Annotated in this window: 14 protein-coding genes and 3 tRNA genes; 15 read left to right on the forward strand and 2 right to left on the reverse strand. The window is 41.5% G+C overall.

The window, feature by feature from the left end; genetic code table 11:
* The first annotated feature begins 61 nt into the window (after nt 1-61).
* From rpsO to N3A72_06070, 15 genes are all read left to right on the forward strand, one after another.
* On the forward strand, nt 62-331 hold the full coding sequence (gene rpsO / locus N3A72_06000; protein MCX7919153.1) for a 30S ribosomal protein S15: 270 nt from the start codon (nt 62-64) through the stop codon (nt 329-331).
* A 111-nt stretch (nt 332-442) separates the two neighbouring features.
* Nucleotides 443-2,560 (forward strand): polyribonucleotide nucleotidyltransferase, encoded by a 2,118-nt coding sequence (pnp, locus tag N3A72_06005; GenBank protein MCX7919154.1) that lies wholly within the window; start codon nt 443-445, stop codon nt 2,558-2,560.
* A gap of 129 nt (nt 2,561-2,689) precedes the next feature.
* Nucleotides 2,690-2,839, forward strand: a complete 150-nt coding sequence (locus tag N3A72_06010) for a hypothetical protein (protein MCX7919155.1) — start codon at nt 2,690-2,692, stop codon at nt 2,837-2,839.
* Nucleotides 2,829-4,067 carry an insulinase family protein gene (locus N3A72_06015; protein MCX7919156.1) on the forward strand — a complete coding sequence of 413 codons (1,239 nt, stop codon included), beginning with the start codon at nt 2,829-2,831 and terminating at the stop codon, nt 4,065-4,067. The genes N3A72_06010 and N3A72_06015 overlap by 11 nt, the downstream gene beginning before the upstream one ends.
* 235 nt (nt 4,068-4,302) lie before the next feature.
* Complete coding sequence (locus N3A72_06020) at nt 4,303-5,763, forward strand: glycosyltransferase family 39 protein (GenBank protein MCX7919157.1); 1,461 nt, start codon at nt 4,303-4,305, stop codon at nt 5,761-5,763.
* 24 nt (nt 5,764-5,787) lie between these two features.
* Entirely contained in the window at nt 5,788-7,245 is a 1,458-nt protein-coding gene (locus tag N3A72_06025; GenBank protein ID MCX7919158.1) for a hypothetical protein, read from the forward strand.
* A 266-nt stretch (nt 7,246-7,511) separates the two neighbouring features.
* A tRNA-Ser gene (locus N3A72_06030) sits at nt 7,512-7,602 on the forward strand.
* 388 nt (nt 7,603-7,990) lie between these two features.
* On the forward strand, nt 7,991-9,103 hold the full coding sequence (locus N3A72_06035) for a hypothetical protein (GenBank protein MCX7919159.1): 1,113 nt from the start codon (nt 7,991-7,993) through the stop codon (nt 9,101-9,103).
* 64 nt (nt 9,104-9,167) lie between these two features.
* On the forward strand, nt 9,168-10,253 hold the full coding sequence (locus N3A72_06040) for a dipeptidase (GenBank protein MCX7919160.1): 1,086 nt from the start codon (nt 9,168-9,170) through the stop codon (nt 10,251-10,253).
* A 270-nt stretch (nt 10,254-10,523) separates the two neighbouring features.
* Complete coding sequence (locus tag N3A72_06045; GenBank protein ID MCX7919161.1) at nt 10,524-11,408, forward strand: EamA family transporter; 885 nt, start codon at nt 10,524-10,526, stop codon at nt 11,406-11,408.
* 93 nt (nt 11,409-11,501) lie between these two features.
* Nucleotides 11,502-11,578: transfer RNA gene (locus N3A72_06050), tRNA-Met, on the forward strand.
* Between the two features lie 28 nt (nt 11,579-11,606).
* Nucleotides 11,607-11,691: transfer RNA gene (locus tag N3A72_06055), tRNA-Leu, on the forward strand.
* A 247-nt stretch (nt 11,692-11,938) separates the two neighbouring features.
* Entirely contained in the window at nt 11,939-12,739 is an 801-nt protein-coding gene (locus N3A72_06060) for a M55 family metallopeptidase (GenBank protein MCX7919162.1), read from the forward strand.
* 94 nt (nt 12,740-12,833) lie between these two features.
* Entirely contained in the window at nt 12,834-13,373 is a 540-nt protein-coding gene (locus N3A72_06065; GenBank protein MCX7919163.1) for an SH3 domain-containing protein, read from the forward strand.
* Nucleotides 13,374-13,415: 42 nt separating this feature from the next.
* Nucleotides 13,416-14,555, forward strand: coding sequence for a zinc ribbon domain-containing protein (locus N3A72_06070; protein MCX7919164.1), 1,140 nt, complete (start codon nt 13,416-13,418; stop codon nt 14,553-14,555).
* Between the two features lie 24 nt (nt 14,556-14,579).
* Here N3A72_06070 and N3A72_06075 read toward each other — a convergent pair whose 3' ends face one another.
* Entirely contained in the window at nt 14,580-15,587 is a 1,008-nt protein-coding gene (locus tag N3A72_06075) for a family 10 glycosylhydrolase (protein ID MCX7919165.1), read from the reverse strand.
* A 99-nt stretch (nt 15,588-15,686) separates the two neighbouring features.
* Nucleotides 15,687-18,053 (reverse strand): family 10 glycosylhydrolase, encoded by a 2,367-nt coding sequence (locus N3A72_06080; protein MCX7919166.1) that lies wholly within the window; start codon nt 18,051-18,053, stop codon nt 15,687-15,689.
* Nucleotides 18,054-18,066: the final 13 nt, after the last annotated feature.

The raw sequence follows: 18,066 nt of genomic DNA on the forward strand, positions 1-18,066 counted from the left end.
CGCCGTTCCCTCCCCGAAACTTGGATGATGGTGGATTCTCATAAGGAGGTGTACCTGATTTATGCCATTGCCGAAAGAACGGAAACAAGCGGTAATCGAGTCGAATAAAATCCACGAATCTGATACCGGTTCTCCGGAAGTGCAGATAGCGTTGTTGACCGAGCGGATTAATATGTTATCCGACCATTTTAAAGTCCATGTGAAAGACCATCATTCACGGCGTGGTCTATTAAAAATGGTTGGTAAACGGCGGCGATTACTGAATTATCTGAAGAAGAAAAGTCCGGAACGGTATATGAAGATTATCGATAAATTAGCGTTACGAAAGTAGTCAGAAGCAAATCAAATGATGGTGTATGATGGATTTTCTTCCTGCCTTTGTAGGAATGACCGTATTCTCGCAGAGGCGGGAATCGAAATCCCCTTTCGAAGAAAGGGTTGTATGGAATATAAAAGTTCAGTTTTACTCAATGGAATTGAATTGCAATTTGAAACTGGCAAAATGGCTAAACAAGCGGATGGCGCGGTAGTAGTTCGTTATGGCGATACGGTCATATTAGTCACGGCAGTTGCTGAAAAGGAACCTGCGGCGGACGTAGATTTTTTCCCGCTAACGGTTGAATATCGCGAACGGAGCTATGCTGCGGGAAAATTTCCGGGCGGATTTTTTAAACGAGAAGGGAAACCGAGCGATTTGGAAACATTAGGTGCGCGACTGATTGACCGCCCGTTACGTCCGTTATTTCCGGAACATTATTATTGTGAAGTACAGGTTATTGTAACCGTTCTATCGTATGACGGAGAAAGTGATCCGGCAGTGTTAGCGGTGAACGGTGCGTCTGCCGCATTATGTATCTCTGATATCCCGTTTTCGATTCCGGTTGGTGCGGTTAAAGTTGGACGAATTAATGGCCAGTTGGTATTAAATCCGACGTTTGCGCAGTTGGAGGAGAGTGACATAAATCTTGTGGTTGCTGGGACTGATACCGCGATTATGATGGTTGAAGGGAGCGCACGGGAAGTAGCGGAATCGGATATGCTTGCCGCATTAAAATTTGCGCATCAGTATATAGTGCAGATTATTGAATCGCAACGTGCGTTGATCCACCAGTGCGGGAAACCGAAACGAGAAGTGAAACCGATAGAACTCGACCCGGGATTGGTTGCTGCGGTGCGAGAAGTGGTTATTCCGAAATTGAATACTGCGATTCGAATTGCCGATAAAACGTCGCGAGAATCAGCGGTCGAAACAATCGTTAAAGATGCACTCGACCAATTTCTGCCCACTTATCCTGAGCAGGAGAAAGCAATTAAATCAATTGTTTATCAAGCGGAATACGAACTCGTTCGGAAAATGATTTTAGATGAAAAACGACGCGCTGATGGACGAGGATATACTGATATCCGTCCGATAACCTGCGAAGTAGGGATATTACCGCGAACCCATGGATCCGCATTGTTTACCCGGGGTCAAACGCAATCGTTAGCAGTAACTACGCTGGGAACCACCGAAGATGAACAGTTGATTGACGGGATTCTAGGCGAAACAACCAAACGGTTTTTATTCCATTACAATTTTCCGCCGTATTCAGTAGGGGAAGTGCGTCCGATTCGTGGGCCTGGTCGTAGAGAAATCGGACATGGGAATTTAGCGGAACGGTCATTAGAAGCGGTTATCCCCTCTGCGGAAGTATTTCCGTATACGATACGGATTGTTTCTGATATTTTAGAATCGAATGGGTCATCATCGATGGCATCAGTGTGCGGTGGGACATTATCACTAATGGATGCTGGTGTTCCCATTAAATCGCCGGTTGCTGGGATTGCTATGGGATTAGTTAAAGAGGGAGAGCGATATGCAATTTTATCCGATATTATGGGGCTGGAAGACCATATCGGAGATATGGATTTTAAAGTTGCTGGGACTCAAGCTGGCATAACTGGCTTCCAGATGGATATCAAGGTCAGCGGCGTAACATTTGAAATTATGGAACAAGCGATGGAACAAGCCAAATCCGGTCGGTTGTTTATCCTACAGAAAATGCTGGAAACGATTGCGCAACCCCGGCCGGATATTTCGATTTACGCACCACGAATTATCACGATGCAAATTAAACCAGACCAGATTCGGACAGTGATTGGTCCTGGTGGGAAAGTGATTAAAGATATCATCAGCAAGACCGGAACAAAAATCGATATTGAAGATGACGGAACTGTTAAGATTGCTTCCGTAGATGAAAAAGCAGCTCAGGAAGCAGTGCAGATGATTGAATATCTGACGGAAGAAGTTGAAGTCGGTAAAATTTATTTAGGGAAAGTAACGCGGATTCTTAATTTTGGCGCGTTTGTTGAAATTCTTCCTGGAAAAGAAGGGTTATGTCATATTTCGCAGTTAGATGATAAGCGGATATCGAAAGTTGAAGATGTAGTGCATGAAGGAGATACCATCCTGGTTAAAGTAATTGAAATTGATGACCAGGGTCGGATAAATTTAAGTCGTAAACTAGCGCTGCGAGAAAAAGAGAAATCCGGAACTCGCGGGGTCGAATCGCGAAAATAATAGCCATAATAATCACTACGTAATGCACGTGAACAACCGTAGCGCGTTCATCATTTACTACTAGTCATAACTATTTCGCTTCCTTTAAGATTCAAGATATAAAACGGGTAAGGGTTTCGGTTAGGTGACGTGCTGTCTAATATTCAATCATCGTTTAGTTTAGTTCGACTGCGATACCGTCATGATACCAACCTGCGATATAGTCGAATTGCGAAAACCGTTAACCGATATCCTATAGAATTGTTCTATGACTCGCGGGAATCAAACTATGTTCAATAAAACCGTGTTGGATAATGGATTGACGATTGTAAGTGAACGTATACCCCATCTCCGTTCGGTATCACTGGGGGTATGGATTCTTGCTGGGTCACGACAGGAAGAAGCGACTCAGAATGGACTTGCGCATTTTATCGAACATATGACATTTAAAGGGACAACGACGCGCAGCGCGAAACAGATTGCCATTGAAATCGAATCGGTTGGAGGAATGTTGAACGCATCTACCGACCGTGAATTAGCTTGTTTTTATGCGAAAGTTCTTGACCAGCATCTGCCGCTCGCGTGCGATTTACTGTCCGATATTGTACTCCATTCTAAATATGACCCGATAGATGTTGAAAAAGAAAAAAACGTTGTTATTGAAGAGATTCGCATGTATGAAGATGACCCGGATGAGCTGATTACCGATATTTTTGCAGCAACGTTATGGAAAGACCAGCCGTTAGGCAGACCGATTTATGGAACGAAAGACCTCGTTCGAACGTTTACCCAGAACGATATTTTCAATTATCGGAAACAACATTACCAGCCGGAAAATATGGTTATCGCAGCGGCGGGTAATCTTGACCACCAGCAGTTAGTTGATTGTGTCGCGACGCATTTTCATCTTATTCCGAATGGAAATAGTCCTGCCCCGAAGCTTTTAGAAAAACCGCAACCGTTCTATCAGCAAGTTACTATCGACCGTCCGTTAGAACAACTCCATTTCTGTTTAGGAACAGAATCTATTCCGCGGTCGCATCCGGATAGATATGCGTTAGGTATCCTCGGAACGATACTCGGTGGTGGGATGAGTTCGCGATTATTTCAGGAGATTCGCGAGAATCTCGGTCTGGTGTATTCCATCCATTCATTTGGAGTATATTTTCGTGATACCGGTTATTTTGCGGTCAGTGGCGCTACCGGACCGAAGAAATTAAACCGAGTTTTCCAGTTAGTGGATAAGGAATTGAAAAAAATGGTAGATGAATTGGTTACCGAAGAAGAATTCCGTAATGCGAAAGAACATTTAAAAGGTTGGATGATGCTTGCGTTAGAAAGCACGAGTTCTCGCATGACCCGAATCGCTGATCTCCAAATTTATTTCAATAAATATATTTCATTAGATGAAACTATCGCGCGGATTGATGCGGTGACCCCGGATGATGTAAAACGATTAGCGACCCAATTATTTGCGGATAGCAAACTGACTACTGTTGTCATCGGACCGATTGATAAAATCGAGTAAAATGGCTAACGTAAGCCTTAATAATGTCAAATTATAATATCCTAATGTCAAATAGATAACGTGGGAACGAAAGAATTGAAGAACCGCAACCTGTTCATGTATATATTTTTTGTTCCGTTTTTTCGTTCTTAGGTTGTTGTATTTGGCATTTGCGCTTTGACATTTGATATTGAACTCAGGGATTGCTCCTATATCTAAATCTCGGATAGTAGTATCTAAATCCGAGATCTATCTATTGATTCTCCTTATTCTAACGGTTTTCCTGCGTGTTTTTCTACTCCCAACGTATCCGCCTGGATTATGGTATGATGAAGCGATTAACGGATTAGATGCATTAACGATTTATTCTGGAAAAGCGTATCCGATATTTTTTGATTCTTACGGTCATCCGCGTGAACCGTTATTCCTCTATTTCATTGCAGTACTCTATTCGATTTTCGGAGTTTCGGCATTCACGTTGCGGGTCGCTGCCGCGATTATCGGTAGTATCACGGTTATCGTTTTCTACTATTTCATCCGCTATCTTTTTACCAATCGGATCGCGTTCATCGCTTCGTTTCTATTAGCGACCGCTAAATGGCATCTCATATTCAGCCGATTATCGTTTCGAACGATTCTAACCCCGCTGTTGCTCATTCTGGTTTGCTACTGTTTATTCCGCGCGTTCAATGAACGCAAACGAATCTGGTATATTTTAACCGGTATATTTTTAGGGATCGGAATGTATACGTATCTTGCGTTTCGATTAGCCCCGTTGTTCATATTGATAATTATTATGTATGCTTATGTTCAAGAGAAGAATACGATCGTACCTCGTAAATCTAACATTGCCATTATTTTCCTTGTCTGGTTTCTCGTCTTCCTCCCGCTATTGATAGATTATATCGTGCATCCGTTCCATTTCTTCGGAAGAACGGACGAAGTTACGGTTTTCCAGAACGGATTCGGTGAGGGAATTAAACATATTGTCGCGAATGCATTGAAAGTTGCAATGATGTTTTCGATTCCGGGGAAAGGCGACCCGGAACCGAAACATAATTTTCCAGGCGAACCAGCGTTACCATTCTTCTTATCAATTTTTTTGGTTATCGGAACCATCGTTGCGGTCAAAAAGATTCAAGATACTCGATACTTTACGCTCCTAGTATGGTTTATTCTTTTCCTAACTCCGAGTGTTTTCTCGATGGGTGCGCCGAATACGCTACGAACCACCGGCGCTCTACCCGCATTATATGCGCTGATCGCACTCGGGTTCGATTGGGTCTATACATTCGGATTACATAAACTCCTATCGCAAACGCATCGGGTGCTCAATATTATTGCAGTAATCATTTTACTTTATTGCGGGTCGGTTGGTGTATATCAATATTTCCGTTGGGCGAAATCTGACCGCACTTGGCTTGCGTTCAACACTGCAGAAGTTGAATTGGGTCACCAAATCAAATTATGGAGTTCGGATTCGAAATCCGCAATTTATCTTCCGAAAGTAGTTGCGGAACATCCGACGGTTATCTTCTCTGCATATCCATTTGATTATTTCTACTATGAGACCCTTGACCCGTTACCGAACACGATTTATATTATCATTGAACCGAGTATATTCGTCCAACTACAAACGCAGTTCCCAAACGGGAACATCATCCGCGAATTTAAACTGATTAACGGACAAACCTGGGCTATTGCATATAAAACCTAATCATTTTATTTTTGCTATACTCAAATGAATGCTCACATCAACCTTTGGCTAAAAACCTATCGAATTGAGTTCATACTTTTTTTCTTACTGTGGTTCACCTACGGCTATTTCATCCATCAGAACCCTGGATGGAATGTTACCACGCGGATGGATTTCATCTATGCCGTAGTTGACCAAGGGACACTTTCGATAGATGCTTATTACCATCAGCCGTCGAAAGAATATTATACCGGCGATGTTGCTGAATATAACGGTCAGCATTATTCGGATAAAGCGCCAGGACTCGCCCTGCTCGGCATTCCGGTCTATGCGGGATTTATCAACCTAGCCGATATAATCGGCTGGCATCCGAGTCCGTTAATTTCTCGATATATTGTCACCTTATTTACGGTCGGATTACTTTCCGCAACGCTTGGCGTAATCTTGTATCGGTTTCTAGCGGTTTTTGATGCGAATAACCAGAATCGGGTGATGGTGGTTTGCGCCTATGCGTTTGGAACCATTGCGTTTCCTTATTCAACCTTATTTTTTAGTCATATACCCGCAGCTGTATTTTGTTTTTTGGGATTCTATCTCATATTTACAAAAATAAGATATCAACCGGTAGAGGTTAGAAATCAGATGGGAGAAGCCAGAAAACAACAAAATCGAACTACTAGCTACTGGCTTCTAGCCTCAGGTTTTTTTGCCGGCTATGCGCTGATAACTGAGTATCCAGTCGGGCTCATCGTTTTCGGATTAGTCGTTTATTTATACCTCCAGCGGAAGAAAATACACGATGTTATTTTATTTCTTGTTCCTATATTTATTTGCTTACTAATTCCTGCGATGATCAATTATCTCCAGTTCGGAACACCGTTTGCGCTTGGGTATCAATATGAGAAACTGGATGAATTCCGCACCGGAATGAGTCGCGGATTGTTCGGGATAACTGTTCCCTCGTTAAAAACATTGTATGGGATAACCGTTCATCCGTTTCGTGGATTATTCTTCTGGTCGCCAGTATTAATCTTATCGCTATTCGGCTTCTATCATTTCTATCGGGAGAAGAAGTTCCGAAACGAGTTCTGGTTATTCCTTGTTATCGTCGTCGTATTTTTCTTGTTTAACATCTCATATTTCGCTTGGTGGGGCGGGTGGGCGACTGGACCACGGCATATCATTCCGATACTGCCGTTTTTAAGTATCCCGATGATCTATCTATTCTCTCGATTGAAAAAACTCAGTCTCGGATTGAGTTTGATTTCGATAGGTTTAATGATTATCGCTACTGCAGCTGACCCGCAGGTTCCACAATCCTATCTCTATCCGCTTTGGGAATTCGCGCTTCCTCGATTGATGTATGGTATTGTAACTCTCAATCTCGGTTCCCTCTTATTTGGATTACAAGGGTTAACAAGTTTGATTCCGTTACTTAGTCTCCTTATCCTCGGCATCGGATTACTCGTTAGAGTATCACAACAAGCATCTAAAACAACTTAATCGCAGAGAACGCAGAGTTTATCCTGCTTTTCATCCTCAAATAACTACTGATTATATTCCTTGCAGGGGAGTTGAATTAAATCGTATAATAATTAAAATCGAGTTTAATGAGTTAAATAAAATCATTACTACCAAGATACTAAGACATAAAGTTTTACAAATTCATTTTTTAGTGATTCGTGGTGGTTTTTGTGCCTTGGTAGCAGGTTTTGGTTTTCCAATTTAACCCATTTATCCATTTAACCATTTAACTGGGTTTAAGGTACGGAGAGATGTCCGAGTTGGTCGAAGGAGCACGCCTGGAGAGCGTGTAGGTGGGTAACTGCCTCGTGGGTTCGAATCCCACTCTCTCCGCCAGAGTACGCTAAACCTTTATCTAGCACAAGTAAAAGTTTGTTTTATATCGGGAGGGAAACAAAACAAACTGCTAAATAACCTAAACACAATATCAGTTCGAACTTTATTTTAACCAGCAGCGGTTTTATACTTTTTCATTGATTGATTTTATATTTTTTGTTAATATGAGAGAAGATGAAAATGCAAAAGTAAACAAAAAATATTGAGTGAAAATTTCGGCTTAACTCAAGACGATTTAGCCAAGAAAGTTAATATTAAATACACTACGCTTATAGAGCTCGAAAAGTGGAGCAGTTAATCAACCAAGTGTTTAAACAATGGCAAAAATTGACAAAACTCGCTGGGTGTTAGTATTGAGAAGTTAAATAAATAAACCTGGCCAAACATTATGCGATATTATATTGATTTATTTTCTCCAGAAACCGCAAAAGCTTTTGCAGATTCATCTCAAGATGTAACTGGGTTTCGTATTTCTCGAAAAACTTATGTAGAAAATCAAAAAATCGGCCTTGGCGACAGATTTATTTGTTATGTTACGAGGATACAAAGATTTATAGGTGTATTAGAAATACAAAGCGATCCTTATATTGATAACATACCAATACTTACTGCGGAAAACGATCCCTTTGTGTTAAGGTTCAAAGTAAAAACGCTTGTTTGGTTACCATTAGAAAAGTCTATACCTATCCATATTGATGAATTATGGAATAACCTTTCTTTTACAAAAGGGCTTGCTAAAGACAACCTTAGATGGATATTTATGGTTCGTGGTTCTCCTAAGCTTTGGCCGCAGAAAGATTGCGAGCTTATTGAAAAAGCATTGTTGGAACAATCTAAAATTCAGAAAGATTACAGCTTTTCCGAAGAAGAATCTAGTAAATTAAAACCTCAAAAAATAAGAGTAAGTGATAAAAAAGAAATAATAGTATCGGTACCAGAGGAAGAAGTTACAGAAGAAATTGAGATTAAAGAAGAAGATAGGAAAGCAATCGCTATTCAAGCTAAACTTGCGGAAATTGGAGAAAAACTCGGCCTGAAAATATGGTTACCAAATAGCGATAGAGTTAAAGTTTTAAGCATTTGGAAACCTAAAAATGAAGACATACTATTAAACGAATTACCCTTAGTCTTTGATGATACAACACTTAAAACAATAAGAAATATAGATGTTTTATGGATAAAAGGACGTTCGATCGTTAGAGCTTTTGAAGTAGAACATACGACTTCAATATATTCTGGGATTCTAAGAATGGCAGATTTATTGGCACTTCAACCTATGCTCAATATTAAAATTCATATTGTAGCGCCTTCTGAGCGTAAGGAAGCTGTTTTCAGACAAATAACAAGACCGGTTTTTTCTTTAATCGGCGAAAACTCTCTTTCGGAAGTATGCTCTTATATTTCATATGATTCGATTATAGAATTAGCTCAGGAAGAAAGATTAGAGTTTATGAATGATACAATTGTAGATGAGTATTCTGAGTTTTTTGGTGAACAATAATCTCGTTTTATCTGTGGCAAGTTTAACCGTTTATTTTATTCCGCAGAATTAACTTCTACAATCAATGCATCCTATCCCAGTTTTTGATGGGCATAACGATACGCTCTATCATCTTTTCCTGCCAGAAAAAAGTAAAGGACGGACTTTTTTCGTCGAAAGTTCGTTCGGGCATATCGATTATCCGCGCGCGAAAAAAGGCGGACTAATAGGCGGGTTCTTCGGGATTTATACTCCACCGCCAAAATCTACTTTGGAACCAGTCACGCAGTTCAACGCCCAGATGACCGAATCGGAATATAATGCCCCGCTACCACCACCGTTAAATTATGATTATGCACATACGTTTGTTCATTCAGTAATCGATTTCGCTGAACAGCTAGAACAGCTATCTGCTGGGAAAGTTAAAATTGTCCGGCGGTATTCCGAATTACAACAGTGGATTGAAAATGATATCCTTGCGTTCGTCCTCCATATCGAAGGAGCGGAAGCTATTAATCCGGATTTATCGGATTTACCGGAGTTCTATCAGCGTGGGGTTAGGTCGCTCGGATTAGTCTGGAGCCGGCCGAATGCGTTCGGTTCCGGTGTTCCGTTCCGATATCCGAGTTCGCCGGATATCGGTCATGGACTGACTCAGGCAGGGAAAAACCTAGTCGCAGCGTGTAATGAATTAGGGATTATCCTAGATTTATCGCATCTGAATGAACAAGGGTTCTGGGATGTAGCGAAACTATCGAAACATCCGTTAGTCGTCAGTCATACCGGCGTGCATGCGATATGTCCATCAAGTCGCAACTTAACTGATGAACAGATTGATGCGATCGCTGATTCTGGCGGAGTTGTCGGGATAATGTTCCAACCGGCACATCTGCAATTTAGCGGTAACAAGGACCCTATGCCGAATGATAATGTTGCAATAACCGATATTGTTAAACATATTGATTATATTAAGACGCGAATTGGAATAGAACATGTTGCGTTCGGATCGGATTTCGATGGCGCTCAAATGCCGAAAGAGTTAAACGATGTTTCAGGGTTACAGAAATTGATTGAGGCACTTCGCCAAGCGGAATATGCGGATAAAGATATCGAAAAGATTGCGTATAAGAATTGGTTTCGAGTTATTCAAGAAACGTGGATACGTGGATAGATGCGCAATAGCAAATGTCGAATGTATCAAATGTGATATCCCCTAATTTTCTGATAACAATATTGTACTTCACTGAGGCAAGCAAGTTCGCCATTGGAGAACTTGCTCCATCGTTTATTTCATTCGAGTTAGATTTGTTAACACATCGCTAACTTGTCGTTTCCAGTTAGCAGATAATATTTCATATAATTTACTGTTTAAAGAAGCATATTAGCAGATTCTGCATTAGAAAATCTGCTTTTTCTGATATGATATTATAAATAGTATCGTATGACGTGGCTCGTATATACTCTCATAGCAACGTTGTTAATTTCGATAGTAAATATTATTGATAAATATCTGATATCGAAACTAGGGGTTAAACCGCTCGTTCCGGTGATGATATTAGGATTAATCGGAGCGATTTCAGCGGGAGTCATTCTTGCGATTGAAGGGTTCGTCATTTTAGCTCCGGTTCATTTATGGTTAGCGTTCATTTGCGGGATTCTGTTCATCTTGAATGTTTATTTCTATTTTGAAGCGGTGAAAATTGAAGATATCTCTCGGATTGTTCCGCTGTATTATCTCTCGCCGATATATATTCTGGTTATCGCTTGGTTCTTTCTCGGAGAACGGTTCTCCGCATCGAAATATATCGGAATCCTGCTGATCGTTTCGATGGCAATCGTTATTTCGATGAAAGATTTTAAATCGTTCCGGATGAGTAGAGCGTTTTGGTATATGATCTTAGCATCGGTGGCGGTAAGTATTGTGCAAGTTATAACCAAATATCTCTTAAATTCAAACGAGTTCTGGCCGGTATTCGCATATATCCGGCTAGGAGCGTTTGTCGCATTAATTCCGGTATATTGGACGAAATATCCGGAATTGAAAAGGCAATATCAGACCGCTGGAAAGAAACCGTTTGGGATAATCGTTGTGAATGAAACCGTAACCTTATTTTCGTTAATACTCTACACTGCAGCGATTGCAGTTGGATTTGTAACTCTGGTTAACGCGTTATCCGCAACTCAACCATTATTCGTTTTAATGTTCTCGGTGTTGCTGAGTCTATGGTATCCGCAGATTCTCAAAGAAGAACTTTCTAAATCTGGGATATTGATTAAGCTGGTTGCGATCATCCTGATGTTTATCGGTATCATGCTCATCAGATGAAAAAAGAGTTGGTTTGTTCCGTCATTTAAGAAACAACTTTTTTAATTTGCTCTTTTTGTAGTACAATATATAGTTAAATAAATCAATGGTTATGGCGGCGTAGCTCAGATGGCTAGAGCATGCGGTTCATACCCGCACTGTCAGGGGTTCGAATCCCTTCGCCGCCACCATAGTCATTTCACATTGAGCAGATACAACGCCGGGATGGTGGAATTGGCATACACGTACGTTTGAGGTGCGTATGGGGAGACCCGTGCGGGTTCAAGTCCCGCTCCCGGCACCATATTTAATCTCACATTTCTTTCTCGTCATATGTTTCATCGTGTTCTCTTTCGTCTTCATCGAGTGAACCTCAGTGATGTTTCCGATTAAACGCCGGTTAATCAAACGCAATTGTTATCCGAACGAATGAAAACCAACCGAACGAGCATAAATTTTATTCGAAACAATTAGTTTTCCCCTTGACACTCTACTTAAATAGAGATACAATCGTAAGGCAAATTTATTTAACGAGGAGCCACATTATTGATATGAAACTCTTTATTTCTGCGGATATGGAAGGTATCTCCGGAATTGTGCATAACGACCAGCGGAATCGTGACGGTCGGGATTATGAGAAATCACGCAAATTGATGACGGAAGAAGTGAATGCGGCTATTGACGGTGCACTAGCTGCAGGAGTTAAAGAAATCGTGGTTAACGATTCGCATGATACGATGCGGAATATCATTCCGGCAGATTTACATCCCGCCGCTAGTCTCATCTCCGGAGATTATAAACCATTGTCAATGATGCAAGGGATAGATAGAACATTTGATTTTGTTTTTTTTATTGGCTATCATGCGAAACGTGGAACCGCTGGTGCGGTAATGGATCATACCTATACCGAAAGCGGGGTATATCGACTCCGAATTAATGGAAAACCTTACGGCGAAACCGGAATAAACGCTGCGGTGGCTGGATATTTTGGTGTGCCGGTTATTTTAGTTTGTGGTGATGATAAATTAGCGCTGGAAGCGAAAGAAACCCTTAAAAACGTGGTTACGGTAACCGTAAAATTCGGGCAAGGGAGAACATCAGCGCGGAATCTCCATCCGGAAAAGGTTAAACAACTCATTAAATCGGCAGCGATTGATGCGATTCAGCGCCGGAAAGAATTTCAGCCATTTAAATTTACTCCGCCAATCGTTATGGACCTCGATTTTGTCTATACGCATTACGCTGACCGGGCTTGTCGCATACCAGGGGTGAAACGGACCGGTGCAGCATCAATTCGATATATTAGCAGAGATTATCTAGAATTGTTCAAAGTTTTCCTAGCCGTAATGTAACCTAATAGTTGAATATTTGATTTTCTTATGTTATTCTTAAAGCTGAAATTTTAGTAATGCTGGATTCATATTATCGTTGAGGTGTGGTATAAGTATGAACTTGCGCTTGCCAAATTTCATCTTATTGTTAATAGTTTGTCTTTGTTTAGCAATACTTATTACCGGCTGCGCTAAAACCAGAGTCGCTAAAAAACCGATTATCATCGAACCAGCCGAACCTGTTCCGCCACCAGAACCTCCTCCAGCACCACTACCGCCACCGCCGCCGGAACCTGAATCAGTTACTCCAGCGCCGCCCCCGCCCCCTGAACCAGTTGTAGTTATCCCATCAGTACCACCATCACCGCCGCCCCCGCCACCAAAACCTGTTGCACCACCAGCAAAAAAACCAGCGCTACAATTCGCTACGGTTACCGTTCCCCCAATAAGCATTCTAGGCAAAAAAATATCTACCGTTGATATTCTAACCGCACCGGGACCAAATAATCCTGTAGTTGCTCAGGTTTCAGATAAAACTCGGGTACAAATTATTTCAAAAACCGCAAATAACTGGTATAAAATCAAATTGCCTGACGGGCGAGTTGGTTGGATTTCAGGGAATTTTCTAATCATCCCGGTTAAAACCAGTCCGTGATAAAGTGTATACTGGTATAATAACTTGGCAATAGGTTATCTTATGAAATCCTGTCCTGCGTGTAAATATCAGAATGAAGATGATGCAAAGTTCTGTAAAGGATGCGGTATTCCACTCAAATCCGCGCCGGTAACCGTTGCTGCGGAAGAGACAGAGAAACAGCCGATTAGTGCAAAGACGGTATTCCAAAAAGTTGACAAAGAAATTGATGGTAATAACATTGAAATAAAAACTATCCGATGCCCGAACTGTGGAAATGATACGCTGCCTGATTTTGAAACCTGTACGCAATGCGGGAGACCATTGATTCCGATTGCGGTTCAATCGTATATGCAATCGCAGAAACAAGAAGCATCGGAAAAATTCAATCTCGAAAAAAAACGTATCAATGGTAACGAAGAGATAAAAAATCAACCGCAACCGCCAGCGGAACCGTTCAAGGAAGAGTCGCCCGATGAATCATGGGAAGTGGTTTACTGTCCAGTTTGCGGAAGGAGAACGCGAACCAGTTTTGGATATTGCCTGAACTGTCGGGTCAGTTTAAGTCCACAATCGCAACTGGCAACAGGCTCTGATTCCGCTAGTATTACCAGCCGCCCAGTAGAACTTCAACCTACTGAAGCTAGAGGTTTACCACCGGCGGATATCGCCGGAGAAAAACCGAAACCAGCAATTCACAAGAATCGGTTACGAGCTATTATTCCGATAATTATTGTGATTTTTATTGTCAGTATAATATTCCTAGGGATACTGTTATTCGTTTATCGTTCGCATCGTTCAGAACGAATTGCACTAGAAGAAGAACTGGGTTCAGTTGCTGAAACAGGAATAACGGCGGAAATATCAGCGGTTGTTGCAGTTTTCGATACCGTCCGTGATGCAACGCTGGCGAAAGATACCGAGTTGCTCATGAGCTGTTATTCCGCTCAATTTCCGGATTATCAGCAAAAACTTAAGGATACTGAAGAAACGATTCGAACCTATGATATTGTTTCCTTAACCTATGTGATAGATAGTTCGGCGATAAAAATTACTCCGGATACAGCGGAACTACCGATACAATGGCAGATTAAATTGCGTAAATATGATGACGGGTCGACTATCTCCGCTACCGATTCGAATTATGTTGTTCTGACTAAAGAAAATAACCGCTGGAAAATTGTTCAAGTGTTCCAGCGGTAGACATTATACAAAATTGGAAATATGTTATAATTCCTGATTTGCAGATTTAAGTTCAGCGAGTTGTTCTTTTGATATTCCGGGGTAATGATAGATCACTACACCATCCGCTCCTGCTGCTTTCGCTGCTTGCATTCCGAGTCGAATCTCACCAGGTTTCATCTCTTCTATTGGATATCCGAATCCGGCATAATAGTTACATTTCCCTTTCATTTCTTTAAGTCCTAATTCGGTAGCTTCTTTAACCCAGGTGATAGGTTTACCCCACTGTTTTTGCGCATAAATCATCGTGCAAAGGTGGTCGAGTTGGTCTGCAAACGATGGCCAATCTTGCAGAACATTTTTTCGCGCAATATCCGGTGTCGGAAATACTGCAGCTGAAAGTTTTAAATTTGGCGGGATTTGGTTTCGTATCTGGCGAACAGTATCAGTTATCGTTTGATATCGCCATTGAGTCCACTGCTGATATAATGCTGACTTCGGGTCGAGCGGAACATCCACCGGATCAACCCCAGTTTCTTTCATATATCTTCCTCGACAATTCAAACAATAACAGAAACTATATTCTGGCACTTCATCACGCGGAATTGCTAATCTACCCTGAAACGCAAAAATATCTGGATATCGGATAAAATCTAGATGGAGTCCATCACATCCGGTTTCCGCAACTTTCTTTTGTACCCGCTGTAAATAATAGTTCAAATAATGCTTATTATCCGGGCACCACCAACTATGTTTACCCCAAAGTATCTTCTGGCGGGTATTATATCCTTCACGGCTGACCGCAAGCCAATATGGCCGTTCATTCATAGTTTTCCGGACTTCGTTATCCTGTGAAACCAAATTATTTATCATCCAAGCATGGAATTCAAGTCCAACTTGATGTGCCTGTTCAACGAGTTTCGATATTTCTTGCGGAGAAGCAGTTTCTACAAGAACCCAAACTTTTTCTGCACCGACCTCTTTCATTTCAGCACAAGACCGAGCGAAATCCATATCTGAGTTGTATATAACCCAAAATCCTTGAAGAATCATAATGGTGCACTAACGAAACTAGGTAAAACGAAATAAACGCAAACTCGTAGAAGGTGTAATTCTAACGTTCTTTCGTTTTTACGATCTTACGTTTTACAGTTACTTTTTCATCCATTTTTGGAGTTTACCTCCTAACGGACCGTAATCCATAATCAGAATGTATAGGGTATGTCCGTTATCGGTAAACGCTACTCCACGGGGATGCGTTACCGGCGGCGTTCCACCAACCAAATCAGCAATGTGTTGTTCATGCGTATTGAAAACATGCACGCAATTCAATCCATAATTGCTAACATAGATATTTCCCTGGCGATCAACATCGACGGCGCCGGAAGCATCCTGAACTTTAATTAAATCTTCTTTCTGTTCATAGTTAGCAATTCCTTTTTTTATTCCGCCAACCCATTTATGAATTGCGCCACTCGCTTCATCAGCAATATAAACCGTTTTCCCATCTCGAGTTACTCCGATTCCACGATTGATATGTATGGTTTGCGAAGTCACATCTCCAAACGGACTCCCTGGAACTTCTTTTCCCTCTGGAGTATAGATATGCCATCGGTTATGCAGTTTTTCCACCACATAGAGATATCCCGCATCAGAGATATCCAAATCCCCAGGAACATAGGGTAACTCAAATCCGGGGAATGGTTTTCCATCTTTCGCGCGGAATTTTAGAATCCGACCGGTAGTATCGCAAGATACATAAACGTATCCTTTCCGGTCAACATCAATTCCAGATGGATTCAGTATCGGGACTTCTCTTCCGTGCGAATCGAGTCCAACACTGATTTTTGAAAATGCGGATTCTAATCCATTCGGTTCAAATATCCGAATATTCGGAGGACGCAGTTCGGTCAACCAGACTTTTCCTTCCTGGTCACAGACCGCATATTGTCCAACCTTATAACTGCTACCAAAATCGCCTCCTTGAATATAGTTGCCTGATGGATGATAGATATGAATTCTGGTATATTCACTTTCACCGAGATTTTCTGCGGTATCGTACGCACGAACCCGCAGATATATTTTCGTTTGTGCGGGTAGTGCAGGGATAGATTCTGCAGTGGTAAATATATCGCGCGTTTGCGGATCGCGAATCATTTTTAGTTCTGCGATGTTTTCTGTTCCATCAGGTGAATAAATGGTGTAACTGAGTGAAACGGAATTTTCTTCGATACCCGAACCATCAGTAATTTTGCAGGCAACCCGAAATGGTTCGCCAGCTCGAACAATTTGTGGTATAGTTCGTAGTTCGGTGATTAATGGACCTACCACGTCAGCTTTTGTTGAAGTTTTCCACCACATATCTTCTATACCAGGAGCAATAGCTGGTTGGGCAAACGGACCAGCAATAAGCGCTTCCGCAAATTTTGTTCGATTCTGTTTTGAAAAAAGCGTTAAATAATCGAACACCGTTATTCCCCGGATTCTATCGTTTTTCGCCTCCTCGCGAGCTATTTCAATCTGTTTAACCAAATCCTCTGCGGTTTTCAATTGATAAGGACCGGTGCCAGGATAAATCAGCCGTTGATGTTGATTCTGTAAATGCCGTTTCGCCCAAGCGCGATATTGTTCGTTATCTGGTGTATACATCATCGGACAGATGAAATCAATAATTCCTTCTGCAAGCCACCGATGTGAATCCTGCAGATAGTAGGTATATCCATCATCATAGTCTCCCCAAACTGATGCGGATAACATGAGGTTCGGTTTAACCGATTTTATTCCCTGATATGTTTTACGAACTAATGCGGTAACCTGTTCTCTGCGGAATTCGTTCCAGAGTTCAGGGTTTTCATCTGGGGTAGCATTCGTCTGGTCATAGAATCGTTTCAAACTGACCGAATCGAATGAATAACTTGCACCGTAGTACCTGACGTAATCGAAATGGAGTCCGTCAATATCATATTTCTGGATAATTTCCATAAAAATGTTATACAGATACTCCTGCACTTCCGGATGCGCAGGATTTAATACTACATATTCATTACTGAGTTCCATTTTTTTGCCATCGCGAGTATAACAGAACCATTCCGGATGAGTATGCCAGATATGCGCTCGTGATTTCGGTGGAACTTTCCCACGCCATGCAGGATAAACGTTTACCCACGCATGAAGTTGTAATCCGAGTCGATGCGCTTCTTCAACCGCGATAGCTAAAGGATCCCAGCCCGGGTCATTCCCATCCGGACTGATTTGTTCTGCCCACGGTTCATAATCTGATTTATAATACGATTCCGCCTGACCACGAACCTGGAATATCACGATATTAAAATTGGTTTCTTTAACGTTTTTCATTATCATTTTAATGTCTTCTGGTGAATTATAACTCCATCGCGATATCCAGATAGCGCGCGCTTCTTTCACCAGCGGTTCATTTTCAGCAAAAGTTATTTGGATACTTAGTAAAAAAATGAAACACCAGAGTAGTATGAGCGAATGAATGAATTTTGCGTGTGCCATATGTTATAAATAA

Source organism: bacterium (assembly GCA_026416715.1).
GTDB lineage: Bacteria > UBP4 > UBA4092 > JAOAEQ01 > JAOAEQ01 > JAOAEQ01.

Bases quoted from the DNA above. Each gene is read 5' to 3' on its own strand.
- N3A72_06045 (MCX7919161.1), top strand. From the start codon at position 10,524: ATGACGTGGCTCGTATATACTCTCATAGCAACGTTGTTAATTTCGATA.
- N3A72_06025 (MCX7919158.1), top strand. From the start codon at position 5,788: ATGAATGCTCACATCAACCTTTGGCTAAAAACCTATCGAATTGAGTTC.
- N3A72_06015 (MCX7919156.1), top strand. From the start codon at position 2,829: ATGTTCAATAAAACCGTGTTGGATAATGGATTGACGATTGTAAGTGAA.
- N3A72_06035 (MCX7919159.1), top strand. From the start codon at position 7,991: ATGCGATATTATATTGATTTATTTTCTCCAGAAACCGCAAAAGCTTTT.
- rpsO (MCX7919153.1), top strand. From the start codon at position 62: ATGCCATTGCCGAAAGAACGGAAACAAGCGGTAATCGAGTCGAATAAA.
- pnp (MCX7919154.1), top strand. From the start codon at position 443: ATGGAATATAAAAGTTCAGTTTTACTCAATGGAATTGAATTGCAATTT.
- N3A72_06080 (MCX7919166.1), bottom strand. From the start codon at position 18,053: ATGGCACACGCAAAATTCATTCATTCGCTCATACTACTCTGGTGTTTC.
- N3A72_06075 (MCX7919165.1), bottom strand. From the start codon at position 15,587: ATGATTCTTCAAGGATTTTGGGTTATATACAACTCAGATATGGATTTC.
- N3A72_06060 (MCX7919162.1), top strand. From the start codon at position 11,939: ATGAAACTCTTTATTTCTGCGGATATGGAAGGTATCTCCGGAATTGTG.
- N3A72_06070 (MCX7919164.1), top strand. From the start codon at position 13,416: ATGAAATCCTGTCCTGCGTGTAAATATCAGAATGAAGATGATGCAAAG.
- N3A72_06040 (MCX7919160.1), top strand. From the start codon at position 9,168: ATGCATCCTATCCCAGTTTTTGATGGGCATAACGATACGCTCTATCAT.
- N3A72_06065 (MCX7919163.1), top strand. From the start codon at position 12,834: ATGAACTTGCGCTTGCCAAATTTCATCTTATTGTTAATAGTTTGTCTT.